Source organism: Actinomadura chokoriensis, from assembly GCF_041463665.1.
Classification (GTDB): domain Bacteria; phylum Actinomycetota; class Actinomycetes; order Streptosporangiales; family Streptosporangiaceae; genus Spirillospora; species Spirillospora chokoriensis_A.
Window position 1 is genome coordinate 1 of the sequence record NZ_JAXCEJ010000009.1, and the last position, 19,300, is coordinate 19,300.

General features: G+C 71.8%; 22 protein-coding genes. 13 read left to right on the forward strand and 9 right to left on the reverse strand.

What is annotated here, in order from left to right; genetic code table 11:
- Positions 1-136 (forward strand): acyl-CoA dehydrogenase family protein (locus SM418_RS16215; protein WP_371941829.1); only part of this gene is annotated, 136 nt, incomplete at its 5' end.
- On the opposite strand, the gene SM418_RS16220 is transcribed toward SM418_RS16215, so the two are convergent.
- Both SM418_RS16220 and SM418_RS16225 read right to left on the reverse strand, forming a co-directional pair.
- Positions 129-1,544 carry a sensor histidine kinase gene (locus SM418_RS16220; RefSeq protein ID WP_371941572.1) on the reverse strand — a complete coding sequence of 472 codons (1,416 nt, stop codon included), beginning with the start codon at positions 1,542-1,544 and terminating at the stop codon, positions 129-131. The two genes, SM418_RS16215 and SM418_RS16220, sit on opposite strands and share 8 nt — an antisense overlap.
- Position 1,545: 1 nt before the next feature.
- The gene (locus SM418_RS16225) at positions 1,546-2,226 is read right to left on the reverse strand and encodes a response regulator transcription factor (protein WP_371941574.1); all 681 of its coding nucleotides are present in this window, start codon (positions 2,224-2,226) and stop codon (positions 1,546-1,548) included.
- A 114-nt stretch (positions 2,227-2,340) separates the two neighbouring features.
- Here SM418_RS16225 and SM418_RS16230 point away from each other — a divergent pair, with 114 nt between their 5' ends.
- The 4 genes from SM418_RS16230 (at position 2,341) to SM418_RS16245 (ending at position 5,469) form a co-directional block, all read left to right on the forward strand.
- Positions 2,341-2,988 carry a PepSY domain-containing protein gene (locus SM418_RS16230; RefSeq protein ID WP_371941576.1) on the forward strand — a complete coding sequence of 216 codons (648 nt, stop codon included), beginning with the start codon at positions 2,341-2,343 and terminating at the stop codon, positions 2,986-2,988.
- A gap of 133 nt (positions 2,989-3,121) precedes the next feature.
- Positions 3,122-3,919 carry an SAM-dependent methyltransferase gene (locus SM418_RS16235; RefSeq protein WP_371941577.1) on the forward strand — a complete coding sequence of 266 codons (798 nt, stop codon included), beginning with the start codon at positions 3,122-3,124 and terminating at the stop codon, positions 3,917-3,919.
- An 86-nt stretch (positions 3,920-4,005) separates the two neighbouring features.
- A complete protein-coding gene (locus tag SM418_RS16240) occupies positions 4,006-4,476 on the forward strand; it encodes an SRPBCC family protein (RefSeq protein WP_371941578.1) in 471 nt (156 codons plus the stop codon).
- Positions 4,477-4,524: 48 nt separating this feature from the next.
- Positions 4,525-5,469, forward strand: a complete 945-nt coding sequence (locus SM418_RS16245; RefSeq protein WP_371941579.1) for a ribose-phosphate diphosphokinase — start codon at positions 4,525-4,527, stop codon at positions 5,467-5,469.
- Between the two features lie 16 nt (positions 5,470-5,485).
- Here SM418_RS16245 and SM418_RS16250 read toward each other — a convergent pair whose 3' ends face one another.
- Positions 5,486-5,755, reverse strand: coding sequence for a hypothetical protein (locus tag SM418_RS16250; protein WP_371941580.1), 270 nt, complete (start codon positions 5,753-5,755; stop codon positions 5,486-5,488).
- Positions 5,756-5,880: 125 nt separating this feature from the next.
- Here SM418_RS16250 and SM418_RS16255 point away from each other — a divergent pair, with 125 nt between their 5' ends.
- Positions 5,881-6,522 carry a YdcF family protein gene (locus SM418_RS16255; protein ID WP_371941582.1) on the forward strand — a complete coding sequence of 214 codons (642 nt, stop codon included), beginning with the start codon at positions 5,881-5,883 and terminating at the stop codon, positions 6,520-6,522.
- Positions 6,523-6,537: 15 nt separating this feature from the next.
- On the opposite strand, the gene SM418_RS16260 is transcribed toward SM418_RS16255, so the two are convergent.
- On the reverse strand, positions 6,538-6,747 hold the full coding sequence (locus tag SM418_RS16260) for a DUF5999 family protein (protein WP_371941584.1): 210 nt from the start codon (positions 6,745-6,747) through the stop codon (positions 6,538-6,540).
- Positions 6,748-6,885: 138 nt separating this feature from the next.
- Positions 6,886-7,383 carry a hypothetical protein gene (locus SM418_RS16265; RefSeq protein ID WP_371941585.1) on the reverse strand — a complete coding sequence of 166 codons (498 nt, stop codon included), beginning with the start codon at positions 7,381-7,383 and terminating at the stop codon, positions 6,886-6,888.
- Between the two features lie 474 nt (positions 7,384-7,857).
- Between SM418_RS16265 and SM418_RS16270 the strand changes: the two genes are divergently transcribed.
- The 3 genes from SM418_RS16270 (at position 7,858) to SM418_RS16280 (ending at position 10,128) form a co-directional block, all read left to right on the forward strand.
- Positions 7,858-8,193: a hypothetical protein gene (locus SM418_RS16270; protein ID WP_371941586.1), complete on the forward strand. Its 336-nt coding sequence runs from the start codon at positions 7,858-7,860 to the stop codon at positions 8,191-8,193.
- 54 nt (positions 8,194-8,247) lie between these two features.
- On the forward strand, positions 8,248-9,462 hold the full coding sequence (fdhA, locus tag SM418_RS16275; RefSeq protein WP_371941588.1) for a formaldehyde dehydrogenase, glutathione-independent: 1,215 nt from the start codon (positions 8,248-8,250) through the stop codon (positions 9,460-9,462).
- Positions 9,463-9,609: 147 nt separating this feature from the next.
- Positions 9,610-10,128 (forward strand): YbaK/EbsC family protein, encoded by a 519-nt coding sequence (locus tag SM418_RS16280; RefSeq protein WP_371941589.1) that lies wholly within the window; start codon positions 9,610-9,612, stop codon positions 10,126-10,128.
- Here the strand turns inward: SM418_RS16280 and SM418_RS16285 are convergent.
- Positions 10,123-11,256, reverse strand: coding sequence for an FAD-binding protein (locus SM418_RS16285; RefSeq protein ID WP_371941591.1), 1,134 nt, complete (start codon positions 11,254-11,256; stop codon positions 10,123-10,125). The genes SM418_RS16280 and SM418_RS16285 overlap by 6 nt on opposite strands.
- A 53-nt stretch (positions 11,257-11,309) precedes the next feature.
- Entirely contained in the window at positions 11,310-11,771 is a 462-nt protein-coding gene (locus SM418_RS16290) for a MarR family winged helix-turn-helix transcriptional regulator (protein ID WP_371941593.1), read from the reverse strand.
- Between the two features lie 406 nt (positions 11,772-12,177).
- Here SM418_RS16290 and SM418_RS16295 point away from each other — a divergent pair, with 406 nt between their 5' ends.
- Positions 12,178-13,590 carry an alpha,alpha-trehalose-phosphate synthase (UDP-forming) gene (locus SM418_RS16295; RefSeq protein ID WP_443098367.1) on the forward strand — a complete coding sequence of 471 codons (1,413 nt, stop codon included), beginning with the start codon at positions 12,178-12,180 and terminating at the stop codon, positions 13,588-13,590.
- Here the strand turns inward: SM418_RS16295 and SM418_RS16300 are convergent.
- Positions 13,517-14,209 carry an ATP-binding protein gene (locus SM418_RS16300; RefSeq protein WP_371941595.1) on the reverse strand — a complete coding sequence of 231 codons (693 nt, stop codon included), beginning with the start codon at positions 14,207-14,209 and terminating at the stop codon, positions 13,517-13,519. The genes SM418_RS16295 and SM418_RS16300 overlap by 74 nt on opposite strands.
- A 193-nt stretch (positions 14,210-14,402) precedes the next feature.
- On the opposite strand from SM418_RS16300, the gene SM418_RS16305 reads away from it, so the two are divergent.
- Both SM418_RS16305 and SM418_RS16310 read left to right on the forward strand, forming a co-directional pair.
- On the forward strand, positions 14,403-14,633 hold the full coding sequence (locus SM418_RS16305) for a DUF397 domain-containing protein (protein ID WP_131944820.1): 231 nt from the start codon (positions 14,403-14,405) through the stop codon (positions 14,631-14,633).
- A gap of 57 nt (positions 14,634-14,690) precedes the next feature.
- Entirely contained in the window at positions 14,691-16,214 is a 1,524-nt protein-coding gene (locus tag SM418_RS16310; protein WP_371941596.1) for an acyl-CoA synthetase, read from the forward strand.
- Between the two features lie 76 nt (positions 16,215-16,290).
- Here the strand turns inward: SM418_RS16310 and SM418_RS16315 are convergent, their stop codons facing one another.
- Entirely contained in the window at positions 16,291-17,805 is a 1,515-nt protein-coding gene (locus SM418_RS16315; protein ID WP_371941597.1) for a DHA2 family efflux MFS transporter permease subunit, read from the reverse strand.
- A 378-nt stretch (positions 17,806-18,183) separates the two neighbouring features.
- Between SM418_RS16315 and SM418_RS16320 the strand changes: the two genes are divergently transcribed.
- Positions 18,184-19,209 (forward strand): methyltransferase, encoded by a 1,026-nt coding sequence (locus tag SM418_RS16320; protein WP_371941598.1) that lies wholly within the window; start codon positions 18,184-18,186, stop codon positions 19,207-19,209.
- The last annotated feature ends 91 nt before the right edge of the window (positions 19,210-19,300 follow it).

The window sequence follows — 19,300 nt, forward strand, 5'->3', positions numbered from 1 at the left end:
GCAGTTGCTGGGTGGGTATGGGTACACGCGTGAGTTCCCGGTGGAGCGGATGATGCGCGACGCCAAGATCACTCAGATCTACGAGGGCACCAACCAGATCCAGCGCATGGTCATCGCCCGCCAACTCCTCAAGTAACCGGCAGCCGCACCTCGAAGAGCGCGCCGCCGCCGGGGGCCTCACCTACGGTGAGGCTCCCGCCGTGCGCCAGCACCAGGTCCCGGGCGATGGCGAGCCCCAGCCCGGCGCCTCCCTCGTCCCGGCTGCGGGCGTCGTCCAGCCGCACGAACCGCTCGAAGATCCGCCCGCGGTCGGCGGCCGGCACGCCGGGCCCGTCGTCGGCGACGCGGAGCACCGCCGTCCCCGCCTCCTCGCGCAGCGACACCCGGACGGTCGCGTCCGCGTGCCGTTCCGCGTTGTCGAGCAGGTTGCCGACCACCCGCGCCAGCCGTCCCGGCACCCCCATGACCCGCGGGTCCGCCTCGATCGACGCCCGGACGGGGATCCGGTCGCCCGCCGCGCGGCGGGCCAGCTCGTCCCGGACCAGCCGGCCCAGCGCCACCGGACGGACCGGAGGACGGTCGCCCGCGTCGATACGCGCGAGGAGCAGCAGGTCGGCGGCGAGGTGCTGGAGCCGGACGACGTCCTCGACGAGGCCGTCCACGTCCAGCAACTCCGGATGCGCGGCCGCGACCTCCAGTTGCGTGCGCAGCGAGGCGATCGGGCTGCGCAGCTCGTGCGAGGCGTCCGCGACGAAGCCGCGCTGCCGCGCCACCGACTCCTCCAGCGCGGCGAGGGTCTCGTTCGTCGTCGCGGCGAGCCCGGCGATCTCGTCCCGCGCGTCCGGGACGGGCACCCGCCGGGCCAGGTCGCCGGACGCGGTGATCTCCGCCAGCTCCGCGCGGACGGCCTCCACCGGCCGCAGCGCCCGCCGCGTGACCAGCCAGGTCACGCCCGCGACGACGGCGAGCAGCAGCGGCAGCCCGGTGAGCATCGCGCGGGTGACCGTGCCGACGGCGTCGCGCGCGGCGGCCAGGTCGGCGCCGGCGTACACGGTGACGGTCTCGTCCCGCGGGGTCGTCACCTCGACCGCCGCGAACCGGTAGCCGGCGGTGCGGCCGTCCACGGTCGCGCCGCCGGTGGTGAGCCTCGGGCCGTCGTCGGACACCTCGCCGCGCCCGGGATCGGCGCCGTGGTCGTCCTCGTCGTGGCCGCGCGGAGCCCCGCCCGGCCGCACGTCCGGGGAGCCGGTGCCGTGGATGGCCTGCAGGCCCTCGCTCGCCGCCCGCACCCGGCCGTCCTCGCCGACGACCTGCACCGGATGGTCCTCGGCGTCCGGCAGATCGAGGCCGCCGAAGGAGGTGCCCGTCGCGAGCTGCGACGCGACGTCCCGCGCCGTCACCTCGGCCCGCAGATCCGCCTGCCCGGCGAGGTTCGCGCGCAGCAGCAGCACGACCGCGAGCCCGGCGGCGACCAGCGCGGCCGCCACCACGGCCGTCGCGCCCACCGTCGTCCGGGCCCGGACGGATCCGAGGCGGCGCCGCACCTCAGCCGCCCCCGTCCCTGGCCAGCCGGTACCCGGCGCCGCGCACCGTCGTGATCGACCGGCGCCCGAACGGGACGTCGAGCTTGCGGCGCAGCGCGCTCACGTACACCTCGACGATGTTGGGGTCGCCGTCGTACGCGAAGTCCCAGACCGCCTCCATGATCTGCGCCTTCGACACCACCTGCCCCGCGTTCGCCGCAAGGTGCTCCAGCACGGCGAACTCCTTGGCGGTCAGCTCCACCTCCGCCTCGCCCCGGAACACCCGCCGGGCCGCCGGGTCCACGGTGAGGTCGCCGAGCACGATGGCGGGCGCGGCGCCCCGCGTCCGGCGGCGCAGCAGCGCCCGGACGCGCGCCACCAGCACCACGTACGAGAAGGGCTTGGTGAGGTAGTCGTCCGCGCCCGTGTCCAGGCCCTCCGCCTCGTCGTACTCGCCGTCCTTGGCGGTCAGCATCAGGATCGGCGTCTCGTCGCCCGCCGCCCGCAGCTCCCCGCACACCCGGTAGCCGTTCATCCCGGGCAGCATGATGTCGAGGACGATCAGGTCGTAGCCGCCGCCGAGCGCCAGGTGCAGGCCCGCCGCGCCGTCGTGGACGGTCTCGACCACGAAGCCGTCGGCCGTCAGCCCCCGCGCGAGGGACGTGGCCAGGCGCTTCTCGTCCTCCACGATCAGCAGGCGCATGCTCCCAGCCTGCCAAACCCGACCTGAAGACGGCTTCAGGTTGCTTCAGGAGTGCTACAGGAACGCGCGGCATCGTCGGTCCCGCAAGGAAAACGACACGGAAGGCGGAACACGATGAAGATCGACGCACGGCGCATGTTCACCGGACGCGGGCTGCTGGTGACGGCGGTCGCCGCGGGCGTCCTGGCCGGCGGCGGGACGACGGTGGCGGCCGCCGCCGCGCCCGACGAGCCGGCCGCCAGCGCGACCCCGTCCGACGGCAAGCACGATGACCGGCCCGAGGGCGGCGCGTCCAAGACGGCGGTGTCGATCGCGCAGGCGGTGGACGCGGCGCTGAAGGCGTCGCCCGGCAAGATCGCGGAGATCGAACTCGACGACGAGAACGGCAAGACGGTCTGGGAGGCCGACGTCGTCGCGGACAACGGGGACCGGCGCGAGGTGACCGTCGACTCCGGCACGGGCAAGGTCCTGACCAACCGCGCCGACGACCAGACCGGCAAGCAGACCGACGAGAAGGCCGACGACCGGGCCGAAGACGACGCCGAACTCGCGGCGCTGCGCGAGGCGAAGGTGTCCGCGTCGGCCGCGACGGACGCGGCGCTGAAGGCCGCTCCCGGACACGCCACGTCCGCCGAGTTCGAGAACGAGGACGGCAAGGCCGTCTGGGAGGTCGACGTGACGGGCCAGGACGGCGCCGAGCACGAGATCACCGTGGACGCTGCGACCGGCAAGGTCCTCGACAACGTGACCGACAAGGACTGAACGTGACCGACAAGGACTGAGCGACGCCCCGGCGGGGCCGCGGAGCGAGGACGCCCGCCGGCCCCGCCGGGGCCGCCCCCAGATCAGGACTGACGATCGTCGGGGCCGGGAAGGAACGCCGGGGGAGGTGCGCATGAGCGAACAGAGACCCGGTCCCGGCATCGACACCAGCGTCTCGCACGTGGCGCGCATCTGGAACTACTGGCTCGGGGGCAAGGACAACTATCCGGTGGACCGCGAGGTCGGCGACCAGATCCTGGGGATGCTGCCGGACGTGGCACGGCTCGCCCGGGCGTCCCGGCTGTTCCTGAACCGCGTCGTGCGGCATCTGGCCGGGGAGGCCGGGATCCGCCAGTTCATCGACGTCGGGAGCGGCCTCCCCACGGTCGACAACACGCACGAGGTCGCCCAGCGGACGGCGCCCGAGTCGAGGGTCGTCTACATCGACAACGACCCGCTGGTCCTGGAGCATGCGAAGGCACTGCTCACCAGCACCCCGGAGGGGCACACGGCCTACATCCACGCCGACCTGCGCGAGCCCGGCGGCATCCTGGAGGGCGCCGCCGAGACGCTCGACTTCGGCGAGCCGATCGCGTTCACGCTGATGGGCATCCTGGAGTTCGTCCCCGACGACGACCAGGCGTACGGGATCGTGCGGAGGCTGATGGACGCGGTCACCCCCGGCAGCCACTTCGCCATGTACGACGGGACGAACGTCGTCCACGGCGAGGCGTCCGACCGGATCGTGGACGTGTGGAACGCGTCCGGCAACGCCCGGCTCGTGCTGCGGACGCCCGGGCAGATCGCGGGGTTCTTCGAGGGCCTGGAGGTGCTGGAGCCGGGGATCGTCCCGGTGACGCACTGGCGCCCGGACGCGCCCGGCGAGCCGGAGGCGGTCGACGCGTTCGGTGGGGTGGGCCGCAAGCCGTAGGCCCGGGATGGACATGCAGCCTCGTCACCACTATGCGCCGCGGGCGCGCGCTCGCCGACCTGAAGACCGCATTGGAGCAGGCCCCGATGACCGCAAGCGAGTTCGTGTACACGACCTACGTCAACACCACGCCGGAACGCCTCTGGGAGGCCCTCACCGACCCCGCGTTCACCCGCCGCTACTGGGGCGTCTCCTTCGAGACGGACTGGAAGCCGGGCTCCACCATGACCTGGCACGAGGAGGGCGCGACGATTGCCGATCCCGAGCAGGTCGTCCTGGAGGCCGAGCCGGGCAGCCGCCTCTCCTACACCTGGCACACCTTCACGTCCGAATGGGCGAAGAGCGTCGGCGTCGACGAGGAGACGCGCCGCGAGCTCATGACCGAACCGCGCTCCAAGGTGACCTTCGGCATCGAACCCGCCGGCGAGACCGTCAAGCTGACCGTCGTCCACCAGGCGGGTGACGCGCTGCTGGGGATGTCGCGGCACGGCTGGCCGCATGTCCTGTCGGGGCTGAAGACCCTTCTGGAGACCGGCGAGCCCCTCCCCACGACCTGACCCGGCCGCCCCTAGCATGGGCCCGGTCGATCATGTGAGGAGCGGTTCGTGCGAGAGATCGCCGTGTTCAGCGGCAGCGCCCACCCGGAACTGGCCGCCGAGGTCTGCGCCCACCTGGGCGTGCCGCTGAGCCCGTCGCGCGTCGACCGGTTCGCCAACGACTGCCTCGAAGTGCAGCTCCAGGCCAACTGCCGGGAACGGGACGTCTTCCTGATCCAGCCGCTCGTCGCCCCCGTGCAGGAGCACCTCGTCGAGCTGTTCCTGATGTGCGACGCCGCCCGCGGCGCGTCCGCGAGCCGCATCACCGTCGTCATGCCGCACTACTCCTACGCCCGCTCGGACAAGAAGGACGCGCCGCGCATCTCCATCGGCGGGCGCCTCGTCGCCGATCTCCTCGTCGCCTCGGGCGCGAGCCGCGTCCTCGCCATGACCCTGCACTCGCCGCAGGTCCACGGCTTCTTCTCCGTGCCCGTCGACCACCTGCACGCGCTGCGCGAACTCGCGGACCACTTCCGCGGCAACGACCTGTCCCGCACGACCGTCGTCTCGCCCGACCTCGGCAACGCCAAGGAGGCCGCGGCCTTCGCGCGCCTCCTCGGCGTCCAGGTCGCGGCCGGCGCCAAGCAGCGCTTCGCCGACGACCGCGTCCAGATCAGCTCCGTCATCGGCGAGATCACCGGACGCGACGTCATCGTCCTGGACGACGAGATCGCCAAGGGCAGCACCGTCCTGGAACTCCTGGACCGGCTCCGCGAGCTGGACGCCCGCACGATCCGCATCGCCTGCACCCACGGGCTCTTCGCCGCCGGCGCCCTCCAGCGCCTGTCCGCCCAGCCCGACGTCCTGGAGATCGTCTGCACCAACACGGTCCCCGTCCCGGGCGGCGACCGCGGCGACAAGCTCCGCGTCCTGTCCATCGCCCCGGCGCTGGCCGAGGCCGTCCGCCGCATCCACAACGGCGAATCCGTGAGCGCCCTCTTCGAATCCCCCTGACCCGGGCGGGCGCGGGTCACAGGAGCATGTCGGTGCCGCCGGGCTCCTCCTCGCCGTCGGTGGTCTGCTCCAGTTCCAGGTACTCGTCCTCGGGCCAGAGCTCGTCGGCGAGAGCGGCGAGGAACTCCTCGTCGCCGGGGTCGAGTTCGGCGGTCATGGACTCCGGGTACTCGCCCTCGGCGGCCGGCGGGTCGGGAGCGGGGCTCGGTGGCATGGGACGGAGCAGGCCCGGCAGGCAGAGGCCGAACATGGCGAGCAGGGAGACGAGGACCAGGACTGCGATCACACCACACCGTCCTTTCGCGGTCGAGTTCCACATGATTCTTGCGTAAGGAGCAAAACAGTTGAACGTTAGCGGGGCGAAGCGCCGGATGGCAGTCCGACATGCGGGCCGCCGGGGACAATGACCCCGTGGAGTCTCATGTGGACGCGCGTGCGCGCGAGCTGGCGAGGATCATCTGGGATCACCTCGTCCTGTCCGGCCCCCTCTCCCAGGCTGACGTGATCCTCGCGCTGGGGTGCCACGACACGCGGGTGGCGGCGCACGCGGCGAGGCTTTGGCACGGGGGATGGGCTCCGCTGGTGGTCGTCTCGGGCGGCCGGGGCAAGATCACCTCCGGGTGGGACGAGACGGAGGCGCGGGTGTTCGGCCGGGTCGTGCGCGAGCACGGCGTCCCGGAGGACGCGCTGCTGCTGGAGGAGACGGCGACCAACACGGGGGAGAACATCACCGCGTCGAGGCGGCTGCTGGGGGAGCGGGGCATCGCGGTGGCGCGCGGGATCCTGGTGGCCAAGCCGTACATGACGCGGCGGGCGCTCGCGACGGCGCGGCGCCAGTGGCCCGAGGCCGGCTGGACGGCCTCCGCCCCGGAGCTCGGGTTCGAGGTGTTCGGCGGCGAGCGCCGGTCCGTCGAGCTGATGGTGGGGGACCTGCAGCGGATGGTCGTGTACGCGGAACGGGGCTTCCAGGTGCCGGTGCCCGTCCCGGCGGCGGCCTGGGCGGCGTACGAGGAACTCGCCCGGCTCGGTTACGACCGGCACGTGATCAGGTGACCGTGCCCGGGGCTCCTAGGCGGTCGTGATCGGACGGTGCGGGGCGATCACCCGGCCGTCGGGCAGCAGTTCGCCGGTGTCCTCGAAGACGACGATGCCGTTGCAGAGCAGGCTCCAGCCCTGCTCCGGGTGGTTGGCGACGATCCGTGCGGCCTCGCGGTCGAGGCGGTCCGGCGCCGGACACGCCGGCTCGTGCGTGCAGCTGTTGTCGGGCTTAACGGTCACGGGGTTCCTCCACGGGTGTCCCTGTGATTAAGGACATAATGCAGCCTGCCGCCGCGCGTCCGAAATATGCAAGTCGATGGCGGATTCTTTACCGTCCATCGCGTGTGAAGGTCGGCTAGACCGGGCATTCGGGACGTTTCACCGCAAGAGCCCGCCGTCGGGTTCGTCGCCGTGGTCGACGTCCAGGCCGACGACCGACGTGCAGCCCGTGCAGATCCACTCGGCGATGACGGCCTCGGAATTGGTCGCGTGCGTCCGGTACGGGCGGTCGACCCTCCGGCGGCGCATCCCGTGGCCGCACGAGGAGTGCAGGAGCCTGCCGCAGGTCGGGCACGGCCACACGTCCTCGCGGCGCAGCTCGCACCGCGGGCACAGCGGCGCCTCGTAGTGCCCCGCCGGCTCGCCGAAGGCCAGCTCGTCCAGCCAGTCGCGCTCCAGATCGAGGTACTCGTCGCGGGGCCAGTGGTGGTCGGCCAGCCACGCGAGGTACTCCTCGTCCCCCGGCCCGAGGACGGTCGTCAGGGACTCGGGGTGCTCGTTCTCCGAGCCTTGTCGGCGCCTGCCGTGCCGCGCGGTGGCCAGGAGCGTCAGCAGGCCGAGGAGCGCGGCCGCGGCCAGGCCTGTCGCCAGGGGCATCGCGGCGTCCTCACATGATCTTGTGGCGGGAAAGTCCGATCATGAATGCACTTCACAAAACGCTGCGAACGCTACAAGAAACGCTTGACAACGGAAAAGTCGATCAGAAAGATCCTTTACCGGATCATGACCGGGCCCGGTGTCCGGAACCGGTCCATCACCGTGTCCGCAACCGGACGGCCTGCGGGAACCGGGCCCACCAAGCGTCCCGGATCGCCCCCGTCCGGCGGGGCGGTTTCACTCTCCGCTGAATCCGGGTTTCCCCGGGGTTGGTCCTTCCGGCCGAACACGGCCGCCATCTGCGTGTGCGGCGGGTGCTCCAGCGGACCGGCCGGCCCGTCCGGACGCCACTCGGTCACGTGCGCCGCCCCGGGCTCCAGGATCCCTTGCCGGGCGGGGTTCTCACGCCGAGGGCTGTGGTTTTCCGCAGGTCGCGGGTGCGGGAACCGGCCGGACGGCTCGGCGGTGCTCTCCATGGTGACGGCGGCGGCGCTCCTCATGGCCTACTCGCTGGCGTTCTCGCACGGTCGGCGGACGGTCCCGGCGGTCGTCGCGGGCGGCGCGGAGGTCCTGACCGAGCTGGAACGCCGGCGGCTCCGCGCGTTCCTGGGCGAGGACCTGCCCGTCCAGTACGGGCCGCTGAGGGCGCCCGCCTACCTCGTCCTGCGGGTGCCGGTCGGGCTGCTCGGCGGCGTGATCCTGCTGCTGGTCGCCTACGGCGCGGCGGTCGCGGTCCGGCTGGCGGCCGGCGCGTGCTGGCCGTCCTCCGGTATCTGGGGGCCTGAACCGTCCGCCCAAAAAACGAACTAACAGGCATAAGTCGGGTATGGGTCCCCATAGATCCTCAACGCGGAGGGAGAAGTCGTGGCGGACACCAACCGAGGCGTGGTCTACCAGGCGCCGGGCGAGGTCACGGTCGAGGACCTTGACTTCCCCAAGCTCGAACTGGCCGAGCAGAACGGGCGCAAGCTGCAGCACGGCGCGATCCTGAAGGTCCTGGCCACCAACATCTGCGGCTCCGACCAGCACATGGTGCGCGGCCGGACGACCGCCCCCGCCGGGCTCACGCTCGGCCACGAGATCACCGGCGAGGTGATCGAGACCGGCGGGGACGTCGAGTTCGTCAAGGTGGGCGATCTCGTCAGCGTCCCGTTCAACATCGCCTGCGGCCGCTGCCGCAACTGCAAGGAGCGCCATACCGGCGTGTGCGAGAACGTCAACCGCGACCGGCCGGGCGCCGCCTACGGGTACGTCGACATGGGCGGCTGGCACGGCGGCCAGGCCCGGTACGCCGTCGTCCCGTACGCGGACTTCAACCTGCTGAAGTTCCCCGCCGACCGCGACACGGTGATGGCGAAGCTGCCCGACCTCGCGATGCTGTCGGACATCCTCCCGACCGGGTACCACGGCGCCTACAGCGCGGGCGTGACGACCGGCTCGACCGTGTACGTGGCGGGCGCGGGACCGGTCGGCCTCGCGTGCGCGAGCGCCTGCCTGCTGCTCGGCGCGGCCGTCGTGATCGTCGGCGACATGAACGCGCGGCGGCTGGCGCAGGCCCGCGGGTTCGGCTGCGAGACGATCGACCTGTCGGAGCACGGCGACGTGGCCGCGCAGATCGAGCAGATCCTCGGCGTGCCCGAGGTGGACGCGGCCGTCGACTGCGTCGGGTTCGAGGCGCGCGGCCAGGGGCACGAGGGCGCGGCGACGGAGCAGCCCGCGACCGTCCTCAACACGCTGATGGACGTCACCCGCGCCGCCGGCGGGCTCGGCATTCCCGGCCTGTACGTCACCGGAGACCCGGGCGCCTCGGACGAGAACGCCAGGGCCGGGCAGCTCGGGCTGCGCATCGGGCTCGGCTGGGCCAAGTCGCAGTACCTCGTCACGGGCCAGTGCCCGGTGATGTCGTACAACCGGCAGCTGATGATGGCGATCCTGCACGACCGGGTCCAGATCGCGCGGAACGTCAACGCGTCCGTGATCCCGCTCGACCAGGCGCCCGAGGGGTACGCGGAGTTCGACCAGGGCGCGGCGCGCAAGTACGTCCTCGATCCGCACGGCGTGCTGGGCTCCGCGGCCTGAGAACGGTTGAGAGCGGGGCCTGAGATCGGCGGCGTGAGATCGGTGCCCTGACGGGGGTCCGGTGGCTCAGCCACCGGCACGTGGAGCGTCGCGGGCCGAGACCGTGGCAGGCTGTGATCCGGAGAAGGCGCGAGAGGGGACGGACACATGCTCGGCACACTCGACTGGGGCCCGGCCGACGAACGACCCGGCCTCCTGGCGGGCCCGGTCGCCGCCGCGATCGGCGCCCTGCCGGACGCCGAGGTCGCCGCGATCGATCCGGACCTCGCCGATACCGCCGCGTTCTGCGAGCGCTACGGGGTGCCCCTCGACGCCAGCGCCAACTGCGTGGTCGTCGCCGCCAAGCGCGGCGGCGAGGTCTCCTACGCCGCCTGCATGATCCTCGCCACCGGCCGCGCGGACGTGAACGGCGTCGTCCGCAAGCACCTCGGCGCCCGGAAGGCGTCGTTCGCGCCGATGGCCGAGGCGACGTCCCTCACCGGCATGGAGTACGGCGGGATCACCCCTATCGGCCTCCCCGAGGGCTGGCCGGTCCTGGTGGACGAATCCGTCGCCGCGGCCCCGCACGTCGTCATCGGCAGCGGCCTGCGCAAGTCGAAGGTCCTCCTCGCCGGCAAGGCCCTCGCCGCCCTGCCGTCCGCGGAAGTCCTCGCGCTCGCCCTATGACCGGCGCCCTCCGGAGGGCTGTTCGGCCGCGGGGACGGAGTCGATGGGGTAGCGGGTTCCGCCGACGGCCCGGACGCGGTCGAGGAGGGCGCGGTTGGCGGCGAGCATCTCCGGGACGGTCGCGCAGCCCGGAGACGCGGCGCGCAGGACGCTGAACAGGATCGGGTCGTCCGGCAACGCCAGCATGGGGACGTGGTCGGCCCGCAGCGGCTTGACCACGATGACGCCGCTGAGGCCCAGGTCGGCCGGGGTCGTCCCGGCGAGCGTCGACTCGATCACGGCGGCGGCGCGGGGCGCGGGCAGGAAGACCGTGCCCCAGGGATGCGGGCGCGCCCACTCGCCGAGGGCGATCAGTTCCTCCACGTCGGGACGCATCCGGTCGGCGAAGTCGATGTAGGCGAGGTCCTCGGTCTCGGCGGTGCCGGGCGGCGGCTCGTCTCCGTCTCCGTACAGGACGACCTTCGCCTCGAAGGCCCATCCGTCCTCCGAGGGCTTGACCTGGCCTGAGACGTACTCGGCCCGTGCCTCGTCCAGGACGCGGAGAAGGTCGCTCGCGTCCCGGCACGGGACCGTGCAGGCCAGCACCCTCTCCGGCGCGGGGACGAGCCGCAGCGTCGCGCTCGTGATGACGCCGTACCGGCCCATCCCGCCGCGGACGGCGTCGAAGAGGTCGGGCCGGACGGTGGGGGAGCACGGCACGAGCTCGCCGCCGGCGACGACGTCGAGGGCGAGGACGTTCCCGGCCTGCGTCCCGTGGAGGCGGGACGTCCCGCCGACGCCGCCCGAGGAGAGCGTCCCGCCGACCGTCAGGTCGAGGTAGTCGGTCAGGACGGGCGGCGTCAGCCCCAGCGGCAGCGTCGCGGCGAGGACCTCGCGCCAGGTCGTCCCGGCGCCGACGGCGGCGTGCCGCTCGCCGACCTCGCGGACGCCCGCGAGGCCGCGCAGATCGAGCGAGACGCCGGTGGTCAGCGACTGGCCGGACGCGGAGTGCCCGGCGCCGCGCGGGACCGCGTCCAGGCCGTGCGCGGCGGCCTCGCGGACGGCGGAGACGACCTCCTTCGCCGACGCGGGCCGGACGGTGCGCGCGGGCGAACGCTCGACGATTCCCCCGAAGTCCCGCATGCTCATACCCCCCGGGCTGGTGGACGCGGCCTCGCCGAACACGTTAGCGGCCCGGGCGGTCACCGTTCGTGAAGACGGTCGGCCACGCGGGTGAGCGCGTCGCCGAGCAGGTCGATCTCGTCCGGCGACAGCACGTCGATGAGCGTCTCGCGGACGACGCGGCGGTGCCCGGGGCGGACCCGGTCGAGGGCGGCGGCGCCGTCGTCGGTCAGCTCCGCCCACACCGAGCGCCGGTCCGACGGGCAGCCGGACCGCTTGACGAGGCCGGCCCGTTCGAGCCGGGTGACCTGGTAGGTGAGGCGGCTCTTGGACACCATCGCCTCCCGCGCCAGGTCCGACATGCGCAGCCGGCGGCCCGCCGCCGACCGCAGCTTCACCAGCACCTCGAACTCGGCGTGCGACAGCCCGCCGTCGTGCTTGAGCTGCCGCTCGACCTGGTGGTCGATCAGGTGGCCCGCGGCGAGGAAGGCCATCCAGGCGCGCATCTCGCGCGGTTCCAGCGCGTCCCGCGCTTCGTCCATGCGGTGATTCTAGTTGGCATGAAATATCGGTGAAGTTTCTGAACGGTCCACATTTGAAGCATCTTGCCGGGCGTGCCGGGCATTTCCGCTGGACCCCGGCATGGCCGGGGCGGGGCCTCCGCCGCGCCGGAGGCCCGGCGACGATGTGATCTGGGCAACATTGCCCAGCCGGTCCGGGTGCCGTGACCCTCGTGTCAACACCGGTCACCTGGCGGGAAAGGAATATGGCCCGCTCCAATCCCCCGGGGACGCCCTCCCGGACCCCTGACATCCCCCTTTTCAACCTCCTGTTCCTTAGCGTCGAAGTGACAACATGTTCCAGATGACCGTTTTTGGGCATGAGTGATCGCTGAGGGTTTTCTGGAGAGGCGGGTCGCAGGTGTCGCGCGGTAGTGAGTTCGTTGTGGTGGCAAATCGGCTTCCGGTGGACCGGAGCGTCGGGGCGGACGGCGTCCCCCGCTGGCGGCGCAGCCCCGGCGGGCTGGTGAGCGCGATCGCCCCGGTCATGCGGCGCCGGCAGGGCACCTGGATCGGCTGGACCGGCGCGCCGGACGAGGAGATCGAGCCGTTCGAGGAGGACGGCATGTCGCTCCACCCCATCGTGCAGTCGGCGGAGGACGTCGAGCTCTACTACGAGGGCTTCTCCAACGCGACGCTCTGGCCGCTCTACCACGACGTCGTCGCCTCGCCCGTCTACGACCGCGCGATGTGGGACGCCTACGTCCGGGTGAACCGGCGGTTCGCGGAGGCGGCGGCGAAGGTCGCGGCGAAGGACGCGATCGTCTGGGTGCAGGACTACCAGCTCCAGCTCGTCCCGTCGATGTTGCGCGAGCTCCGTCCCGATCTGCGCATCGGCTTCTTCCTGCACATCCCGTTCCCGCCGGTCGAGCTGTTCTGGCAGCTGCCGTGGCGGCGGCGGATCCTGGAGGGCCTGCTAGGTGCCGACCTGGTCGGCTTCCAGCTGCCGGGAGCGGCGGCGAACTTCGTGCGGCTCTGCCGCCGGCTGCTGGACGCCCGCTACGTCAAGCACGACGTCTTCTGGGACGACCGCGTCGTGCGGGCCCGCGCGTTCCCGATCTCCGTGGACGTGGGCGAGCTGAACGACCTGGTCGAGCGCCCGGACGTCCTGGAGCGGGCGCAGGAGATCCGCTCCGACCTGGGCGACGCCACGCTCCTGCTGGGCGTGGACCGGCTCGACTACACCAAGGGCATCACGCAGCGGCTGCAGGCGTTCGGGGAGCTCTTCGAGGACGGCCACCTCAAGCCGGGCCAGGCGGTGTTCGTGCAGATCGCCACCCCGAGCCGGGAGCGGGTCGAGCAGTACCAGCTGCTCCGCGAGGAGATCGAGCAGCAAGTGGGGCGGATCAACGGAGAGTACGGCGAGATCGGATTTCCGGTCATCCACTATCTGCACAGTTCGTATGACCGGCCCGAGCTGACCGCGTTGTACCTGGCAGCGGACGTGATGGTCGTCACGCCGCTTCGGGACGGCATGAACCTGGTCGCCAAGGAGTACGTGGCCTGCCGCAAGGACCTGCGCGGCGCGCTGGTGCTGAGCGAGTTCACCGGCGCCGCGGCCGAACTCAAGCGGGGCGCGTTCCAGGTCAACCCGTACGACATCGACGGGCTCAAGAGCACGCTGCTGTCGGCCCTGCACGCCGAGCCCGCCGACCAGGCGCGGCGGATGCGCTCGATGCGCCGCCGCGTGATCGAGAACGACGTGGACCGCTGGGCCCACGCGTTCCTCAGCGAGCTGGAGCGTCCGGAGCGGTCGCGGTCCGGGCTGGCTGAGCAGGCTCCGGCGGTCCTGGAGGGCTGACCCGCAGGTCGAAGGCCGCCCAGACGGCCTTCCCGCCGGTGGCGAGGCGAGCCCAGCCCCACGCGTCGCTGATCGCGCCTACGACGACGAGCCCGTGGCCGCCCTCGACGAAGCGGTCGGGGGCGCTCGGCGCGGGCTCGGGCGCGCGCCCCGACGGGTCGGTGACCGAGACGACGAGCCGCCGCGGGTGCCCGACCAGCACGAGCTGGATCGGGCACAGCGGCAGCGGCTGGGGGAGGCCCTCCAGGCCGTGCCGCAGCGCGTTCGTCACCAGCTCCGACACCGCGACGACCACGTCCCCGGCGTCGCCGGTGTGCCCCCAGCCGTCCAGCGTGTGCTGGGTGAACTCGCGCGCCGACCGGGGCGCGGTGATCTCGGCGGGCAGCACCCGGCGCGCGGTGCGCGGGGTGCCGGCGTGCGGGGCGGGCCAGAGCCCGGCCAGGGCGGGGACGGCGACCGGCACGCTCGGGCGCGGGTTCGCTTGGACGTTCGGCGGGACGTTCGGCGCGGGCGGGGCCGCGTCCGGCCAGGGCGCGTGCACCGCGGCGGCGGCGTGCCGCGCGCGGCCGCCCCTCATGGCGGCGGGGGCCGCGACTTCGTCTGCCTGGTCAACGGTCATGGTCAAACCTCAGAGGCGTGCGGAGTGGTCACCGGCGAGCGTTCGCTATCTTGCTCCCCAAGCCGTGCAGATGCAAGACCGTCTGCATGAACCAATGCAAGAACGAATGCACGTGCATCTCGTACCATTGTGTGGGGTGGGGCGAGATCGCGGTCTCCCGGTGCGGAGACCAAGACGCCTAGAGGGGGCAGACATGGACGGCCACCACATGTCGGACGTCCGACGCAGCGGGCTCGTCTGGCAGAAGAGCCGGCGGAGCAACCCGTCCGGGAACTGCGTCGAGATGGCCGAACTCCCCAGCGGGGAGATCGCCGTGCGCAACTCCCGGGACCCCGAGGGAGCGATCCTCGTCTACACGCGCGAGGAGGTGGAGGCGTTCGTGGGCGGAGCCAAGGACGGTGACTTCGACCACATGCTCGTCTGACGACCCGGAGAACCGAACGGCATTCCATTCGGCGGTCCGGCCCGGTAGGTTGCGGCCATGCACCTGGGGCAGATCGCAGCTCAGACGCCCGACAAGCCCGCCGTGATCATGGCGGGCTCCGGGCGGGTCGTCACCTTCCGGGAACTGAACGAGGAGTCGAACCGGCTCGCACAGCTGCTTCGCGCGGAGGGGCTGCGCCCGGGGGACCACATCGCGTTCATGCTGGAGAACCACCCGCTCTACCTGGCCATCGCCTGGGCCGCCCAGCGGTCGGGCCTCTACTACACCGCCATCAGCTCGCGGCTCCAGCACGAGGAGCTCGCCTACATCGTGGGCAACTGCGAGGCGAAGGTCTTCATCACCAGCGCGTCGATGGAGCAGGCCTCCCAGTTCCCGCCGGACGTGCCGCTGCGCCTCATGCTCGGCGGCACGGCACCCGGCTACGAGTCCTACGAGGAACGCGTCGCCGGGTACCCGTCCACCCCGATCGAGGACGAGTGCGAGGGCATGGACATGCTGTACTCGTCCGGCACGACCGGCCGCCCCAAGGGGGTGAAGCCGCCGCTGTCCAAGGCGCCGATGGGCCAGGCGGGGCCGCTCTACATGCTGATCACGCACCTGTTCCAGGCCGACGCCGACTCGGTCTACCTGTCCCCGGCGCCGCTCTACCACGCCGCGCCGCTGCGGTACTCGCTCATCTTCCACCGCTGCGGCGCCACCGTCGTGGTGATGGAGAAGTTCGACCCGGAGCAGGCACTCGCCGCCATCGAGAAGTACCGCGTCACGCACAGCCAGTGGGTGCCGACCATGTTCATCCGGATGCTGAAGCTCCCGGAGGAGACCCGCGCCCGCTACGACCTGTCGTCGCTGGCCTGCGCCGTCCACGCCGCCGCGCCCTGCCCGGTCCCGGTCAAGGAGCAGATGATCGACTGGTGGGGGCCGATCCTGCACGAGTACTACGCGGGCACCGAGGGCAACTGCTTCGTCTACACCAACTCCGAGGACTGGCTCGCCCACAAGGGCACCGTCGGGCGTCCCATCCTGGGCGAGGTGCACGTCTGCGGCGAGGAGGGCGACGAACTGCCGGCCGGCGAGCCCGGGACCCTCTACTTCGGCAACGGCCCCACGTTCGAGTACCACGGGGACGAGCAGAAGACCGCCGCGACCCGCGACCCGAAGGGCCGCGGCTGGACGACCCTCGGCGACGTCGGCTACGTGGACGAGGACGGCTTCCTCTACCTCACCGACCGCCGCGCCTACATGATCATCAGCGGCGGGGTGAACATCTACCCGCAGGAGGCCGAGAACGTCCTCGCGGTGCACCCGAAGGTCGCCGACGTCGCGGTGTTCGGCGTCCCGGACGCCGAGATGGGCGAGGCGGTGAAGGCCGTCGTCCAGCCCCTGTCCATGGACGAGGCCGGCCCCGAGCTCGCGGACGAGCTGATCGCGTACTGCCGCGACCACCTCGCGCACTACAAGTGCCCGCGGACGGTCGACTTCCGTCCCGAGCTGCCCCGGCATCCGACCGGGAAGCTCTACAAGCGCCTCCTGAAGGACGAGTACTGGGCCGCGGCTTCCTGAGAAGGCCGTGAAAGGCCAAGCCCCGGCCGGGCCCCACTCGGGGTCCGGCCGGGGCTTGGAACGCGCCAGAGGCGTCCTAGTGCATCGGCATCGGGGCGTCGACCGCGCCGGTCGCCGGCCGCTTGCGCGGCAGCAGCAGCGCCGGCAGGAACCCCAGGGCGATCAGCCCGACCGCGTACCAGTAGGTGTGCTGGAAGGCGTCCGCCATCGGACCGGCGATCTTCTCCATGACCGCCGGCGGCACCTTCTCGGTGCTGCCGATCTCGCCGCCGGCCCCGCCGCCGAGCTCGGCCGTGAGCCGGTTCGCCAGCAGCACCGACATCAGCGCGGTGCCGATGGACGCCGACACCTGCTGGATGATGTTCAGCATCGTGCTGGCGCGCGGCACGTCGTCGTGGCCGAGGGTCTGGATGGCCGCGGCCATCGTCGGCATCATCGTCATGCCCATGCCGAGGCCCATCGCGAACAGCACCGCGCCGAGCGTCCAGTAGGACGTGTCGGCCTCCAGCACCGCGGCGAAGCCCGCCACGGACAGCACCACGACGACCATGCCGCCGAGGACGACCCGTCCGGGCCCGATCCGGTCGGTGAGCTTGCCGCCGATCGGCATCGTCACCATCGCGCCGAGGCCCTGCGGGGCCAGCAGCAGGCCGGACGCCATCGCGCCCTCGCCCCGCACGACCTGGAAGTACAGCGGCAGCAGCAGCATCGCGCCCATGAACGCGGTCACGAACAGCAGCATCGTGCCGGACGCCGCCGCCACCGACCGGCGCTTCAGCAGCCGCAGGTCGATCAGCGGGCTCTTGGCCGCCAGCGCGCGGAACACGAACGCGATCATCAGCACCGCGCCGACGGCCGTGAAGACCAGCGGCTCGGTCTTCATGAAGTCGCGCGCCTCGGCGCCCCGGGCGACACCGTAGATCAGCGACGCCAGGCCGGGGGACAGCAGGATCAGCCCGAGCAGGTCGAGCCGCTCGGCCGGCTTCGGCTCGTCCTTCTTCAGGATCTTGGCCGCCAGCACCAGGGAGATGACGCCGATCGGCAGGTTGATGAAGAAGATCCAGCGCCACGACACGTCGTCGACGAGGTAACCGCCGATGATCGGGCCGAGGATGGGGCCGAGCAGCATCGGCACGCCGACGATGCTCATCACCTGGCCGACCCGCTGCGGACCGGCCGCCTGCGTCATGATCGTCATGCCGGCCGGCATGATCATGCCGCCGCCGAGCCCCTGCAGCACCCGGAAGACGATCAAGGACTCGGCGGACCAGGCGAGCCCGGCGAAGGTCGAGCCGATCACGAACAGGGCGATCGAGATCATGTAAAGGCGCTTGGTCCCGAACCTCGCGCACGCCCAGCCGGTGACCGGGATCACCGTCGCCAGCGCGAGCGTGTACCCCGTCGCCACCCACTGGATGGTCGCCAGCGAGGTGCTGAACTCCTTGGCCAGGTCGTTGATGGCGACGTTGACGACGGTCACGTCCAGGATGGACATGATCGCGCCAAGGACGACGACACCGGCCACGGCGAGCACGCCGCGGTCGAGACCACCGCCGGCGTCGGGTTCCTTCAGTGGGCCATCCGCCGTCACTTGAGACGCGGGAGCGGTCAACTCTCATCCAATCGTCGGGGCCCGCACGCGGGCACGCAGGACCGTGGGCACGTTTCAGGGGGTGAGTCGCAAAAATACTGCAGCGACTGACATTTTCGCGAACCGTTAAACTTCGCGCGCTCCGGGAGTATTCCAGCGGCGTCCGACAGATCCCCCCTGCTCTACGGCCTCCACACTGAGACCTCGACCACAGTCGAGGTCAACCGCATGTGACCGACGCGACACCGCAACCCTCCCCTCGCGCCCATGCAGACCCGCCGCCGCGCCACAACTCATCGCCGATGCCAAACAGTCCGCCCGCTGGTCACCGTCTGGTCGATGATGAATACTGAGAGCAACGCAGGCAGGGGGGAAACGATGACATTCGAGGTGCCCGAAAGCCCGCTGGCCGCGTCGATGCTGGGCCTGCTCGCCGGCGGCTGGGTCGCCCAGGCGATCAGCGTGGCCGCGCGCCTGCGGGTCGCCGACCAGCTGACGTCCGGCCCCCGCAGCGCGGAAGAGATCGCCACCGCAGTCGGGGTGCACCCGCCGACCCTCCACCGCCTGCTCCGCGCCCTCTCCGACGTCGGCGTCGTCCAGGAACGCGAGGACGGGCTCTTCGCCGGCACCCCCTTGGGCGACCTGCTGCGCAGCGACGTCCCGTCCCTCCGCGGCTACGCCCTGATGATCGGCTCGTGGTTCCACCGGGAAGCCTGGAACGGCCTCGAACACAGCGTCCGCACGGGCGAACCGGCCTTCGCGCACGTCCACGGCCGGGAACTCTTCGACTACCTTCGCGACCACCCCGCCGACGGCGAGACGCTGAACGAGGCCATGCTCGCCCTCTCCGGCGAGTTCCTCGCCCCCGTGGTCGCCGCCTGCGACTTCGGCCCGGGCGAATCCATCGCCGACGTCGGCGGCGGCCACGGCGCCGTCCTCGCCGCGGTCCTCGCCGCCCACCCCGGCACCCGGGGCGTCCTCCACGACCTGCCGCAAGTCGTCGCGGACGCCGCCGGAGGGCCGCTCCACGAGGCCGTCGCAGCCGGCCGCTGCCGCATGATCTCCGGCGACTTCTTCGACTCGGTGCCGTCCGGCTGCGACACGTACGTCCTGTGCCACATCATTCACGACTGGGACGACGACCGCGCCGTCCAGATCCTCGCCAACTGCCGCGAGGCCATGGCCCCCGGCGGCCGCCTCCTCCTGTGCGAGGGCCTCCTCCGCGAAGGTCCGGCCCCGTCCCGCATGAAGTGGCTGGACCTGGTGATGCTCGTCATCACCTCCGGCGGCCTCCAGCGCACCCGATCCCAGTACGAGGCCCTTTTCCAACGAGCCGGCCTCCACCCGACGGGCGTCCCCGCCCAGGGCCCCACCTTCGCCGTCCTGGAAGCCCGCCCCCGCTGACTCTGCTCCGGCGCCCGCCAGGCGACGTGCTGCACGATGCTCTGTTGACCCGCAGCCGCGGAGGCATAACTCCAAGGATGCGGGCGGGCGG

Bases quoted from the DNA above. Each gene is read 5' to 3' on its own strand.
- SM418_RS16225 (WP_371941574.1), bottom strand. From the start codon at position 2,226: ATGCGCCTGCTGATCGTGGAGGACGAGAAGCGCCTGGCCACGTCCCTC.
- SM418_RS16230 (WP_371941576.1), top strand. From the start codon at position 2,341: ATGAAGATCGACGCACGGCGCATGTTCACCGGACGCGGGCTGCTGGTG.
- SM418_RS16235 (WP_371941577.1), top strand. From the start codon at position 3,122: ATGAGCGAACAGAGACCCGGTCCCGGCATCGACACCAGCGTCTCGCAC.
- SM418_RS16240 (WP_371941578.1), top strand. From the start codon at position 4,006: ATGACCGCAAGCGAGTTCGTGTACACGACCTACGTCAACACCACGCCG.
- SM418_RS16265 (WP_371941585.1), bottom strand. From the start codon at position 7,383: ATGCCCCTGGCGACAGGCCTGGCCGCGGCCGCGCTCCTCGGCCTGCTG.
- SM418_RS16270 (WP_371941586.1), top strand. From the start codon at position 7,858: ATGGTGACGGCGGCGGCGCTCCTCATGGCCTACTCGCTGGCGTTCTCG.
- SM418_RS16280 (WP_371941589.1), top strand. From the start codon at position 9,610: ATGCTCGGCACACTCGACTGGGGCCCGGCCGACGAACGACCCGGCCTC.
- SM418_RS16285 (WP_371941591.1), bottom strand. From the start codon at position 11,256: ATGAGCATGCGGGACTTCGGGGGAATCGTCGAGCGTTCGCCCGCGCGC.
- SM418_RS16290 (WP_371941593.1), bottom strand. From the start codon at position 11,771: ATGGACGAAGCGCGGGACGCGCTGGAACCGCGCGAGATGCGCGCCTGG.
- SM418_RS16300 (WP_371941595.1), bottom strand. From the start codon at position 14,209: ATGACCGTTGACCAGGCAGACGAAGTCGCGGCCCCCGCCGCCATGAGG.
- SM418_RS16305 (WP_131944820.1), top strand. From the start codon at position 14,403: ATGGACGGCCACCACATGTCGGACGTCCGACGCAGCGGGCTCGTCTGG.
- SM418_RS16310 (WP_371941596.1), top strand. From the start codon at position 14,691: ATGCACCTGGGGCAGATCGCAGCTCAGACGCCCGACAAGCCCGCCGTG.
- SM418_RS16320 (WP_371941598.1), top strand. From the start codon at position 18,184: ATGACATTCGAGGTGCCCGAAAGCCCGCTGGCCGCGTCGATGCTGGGC.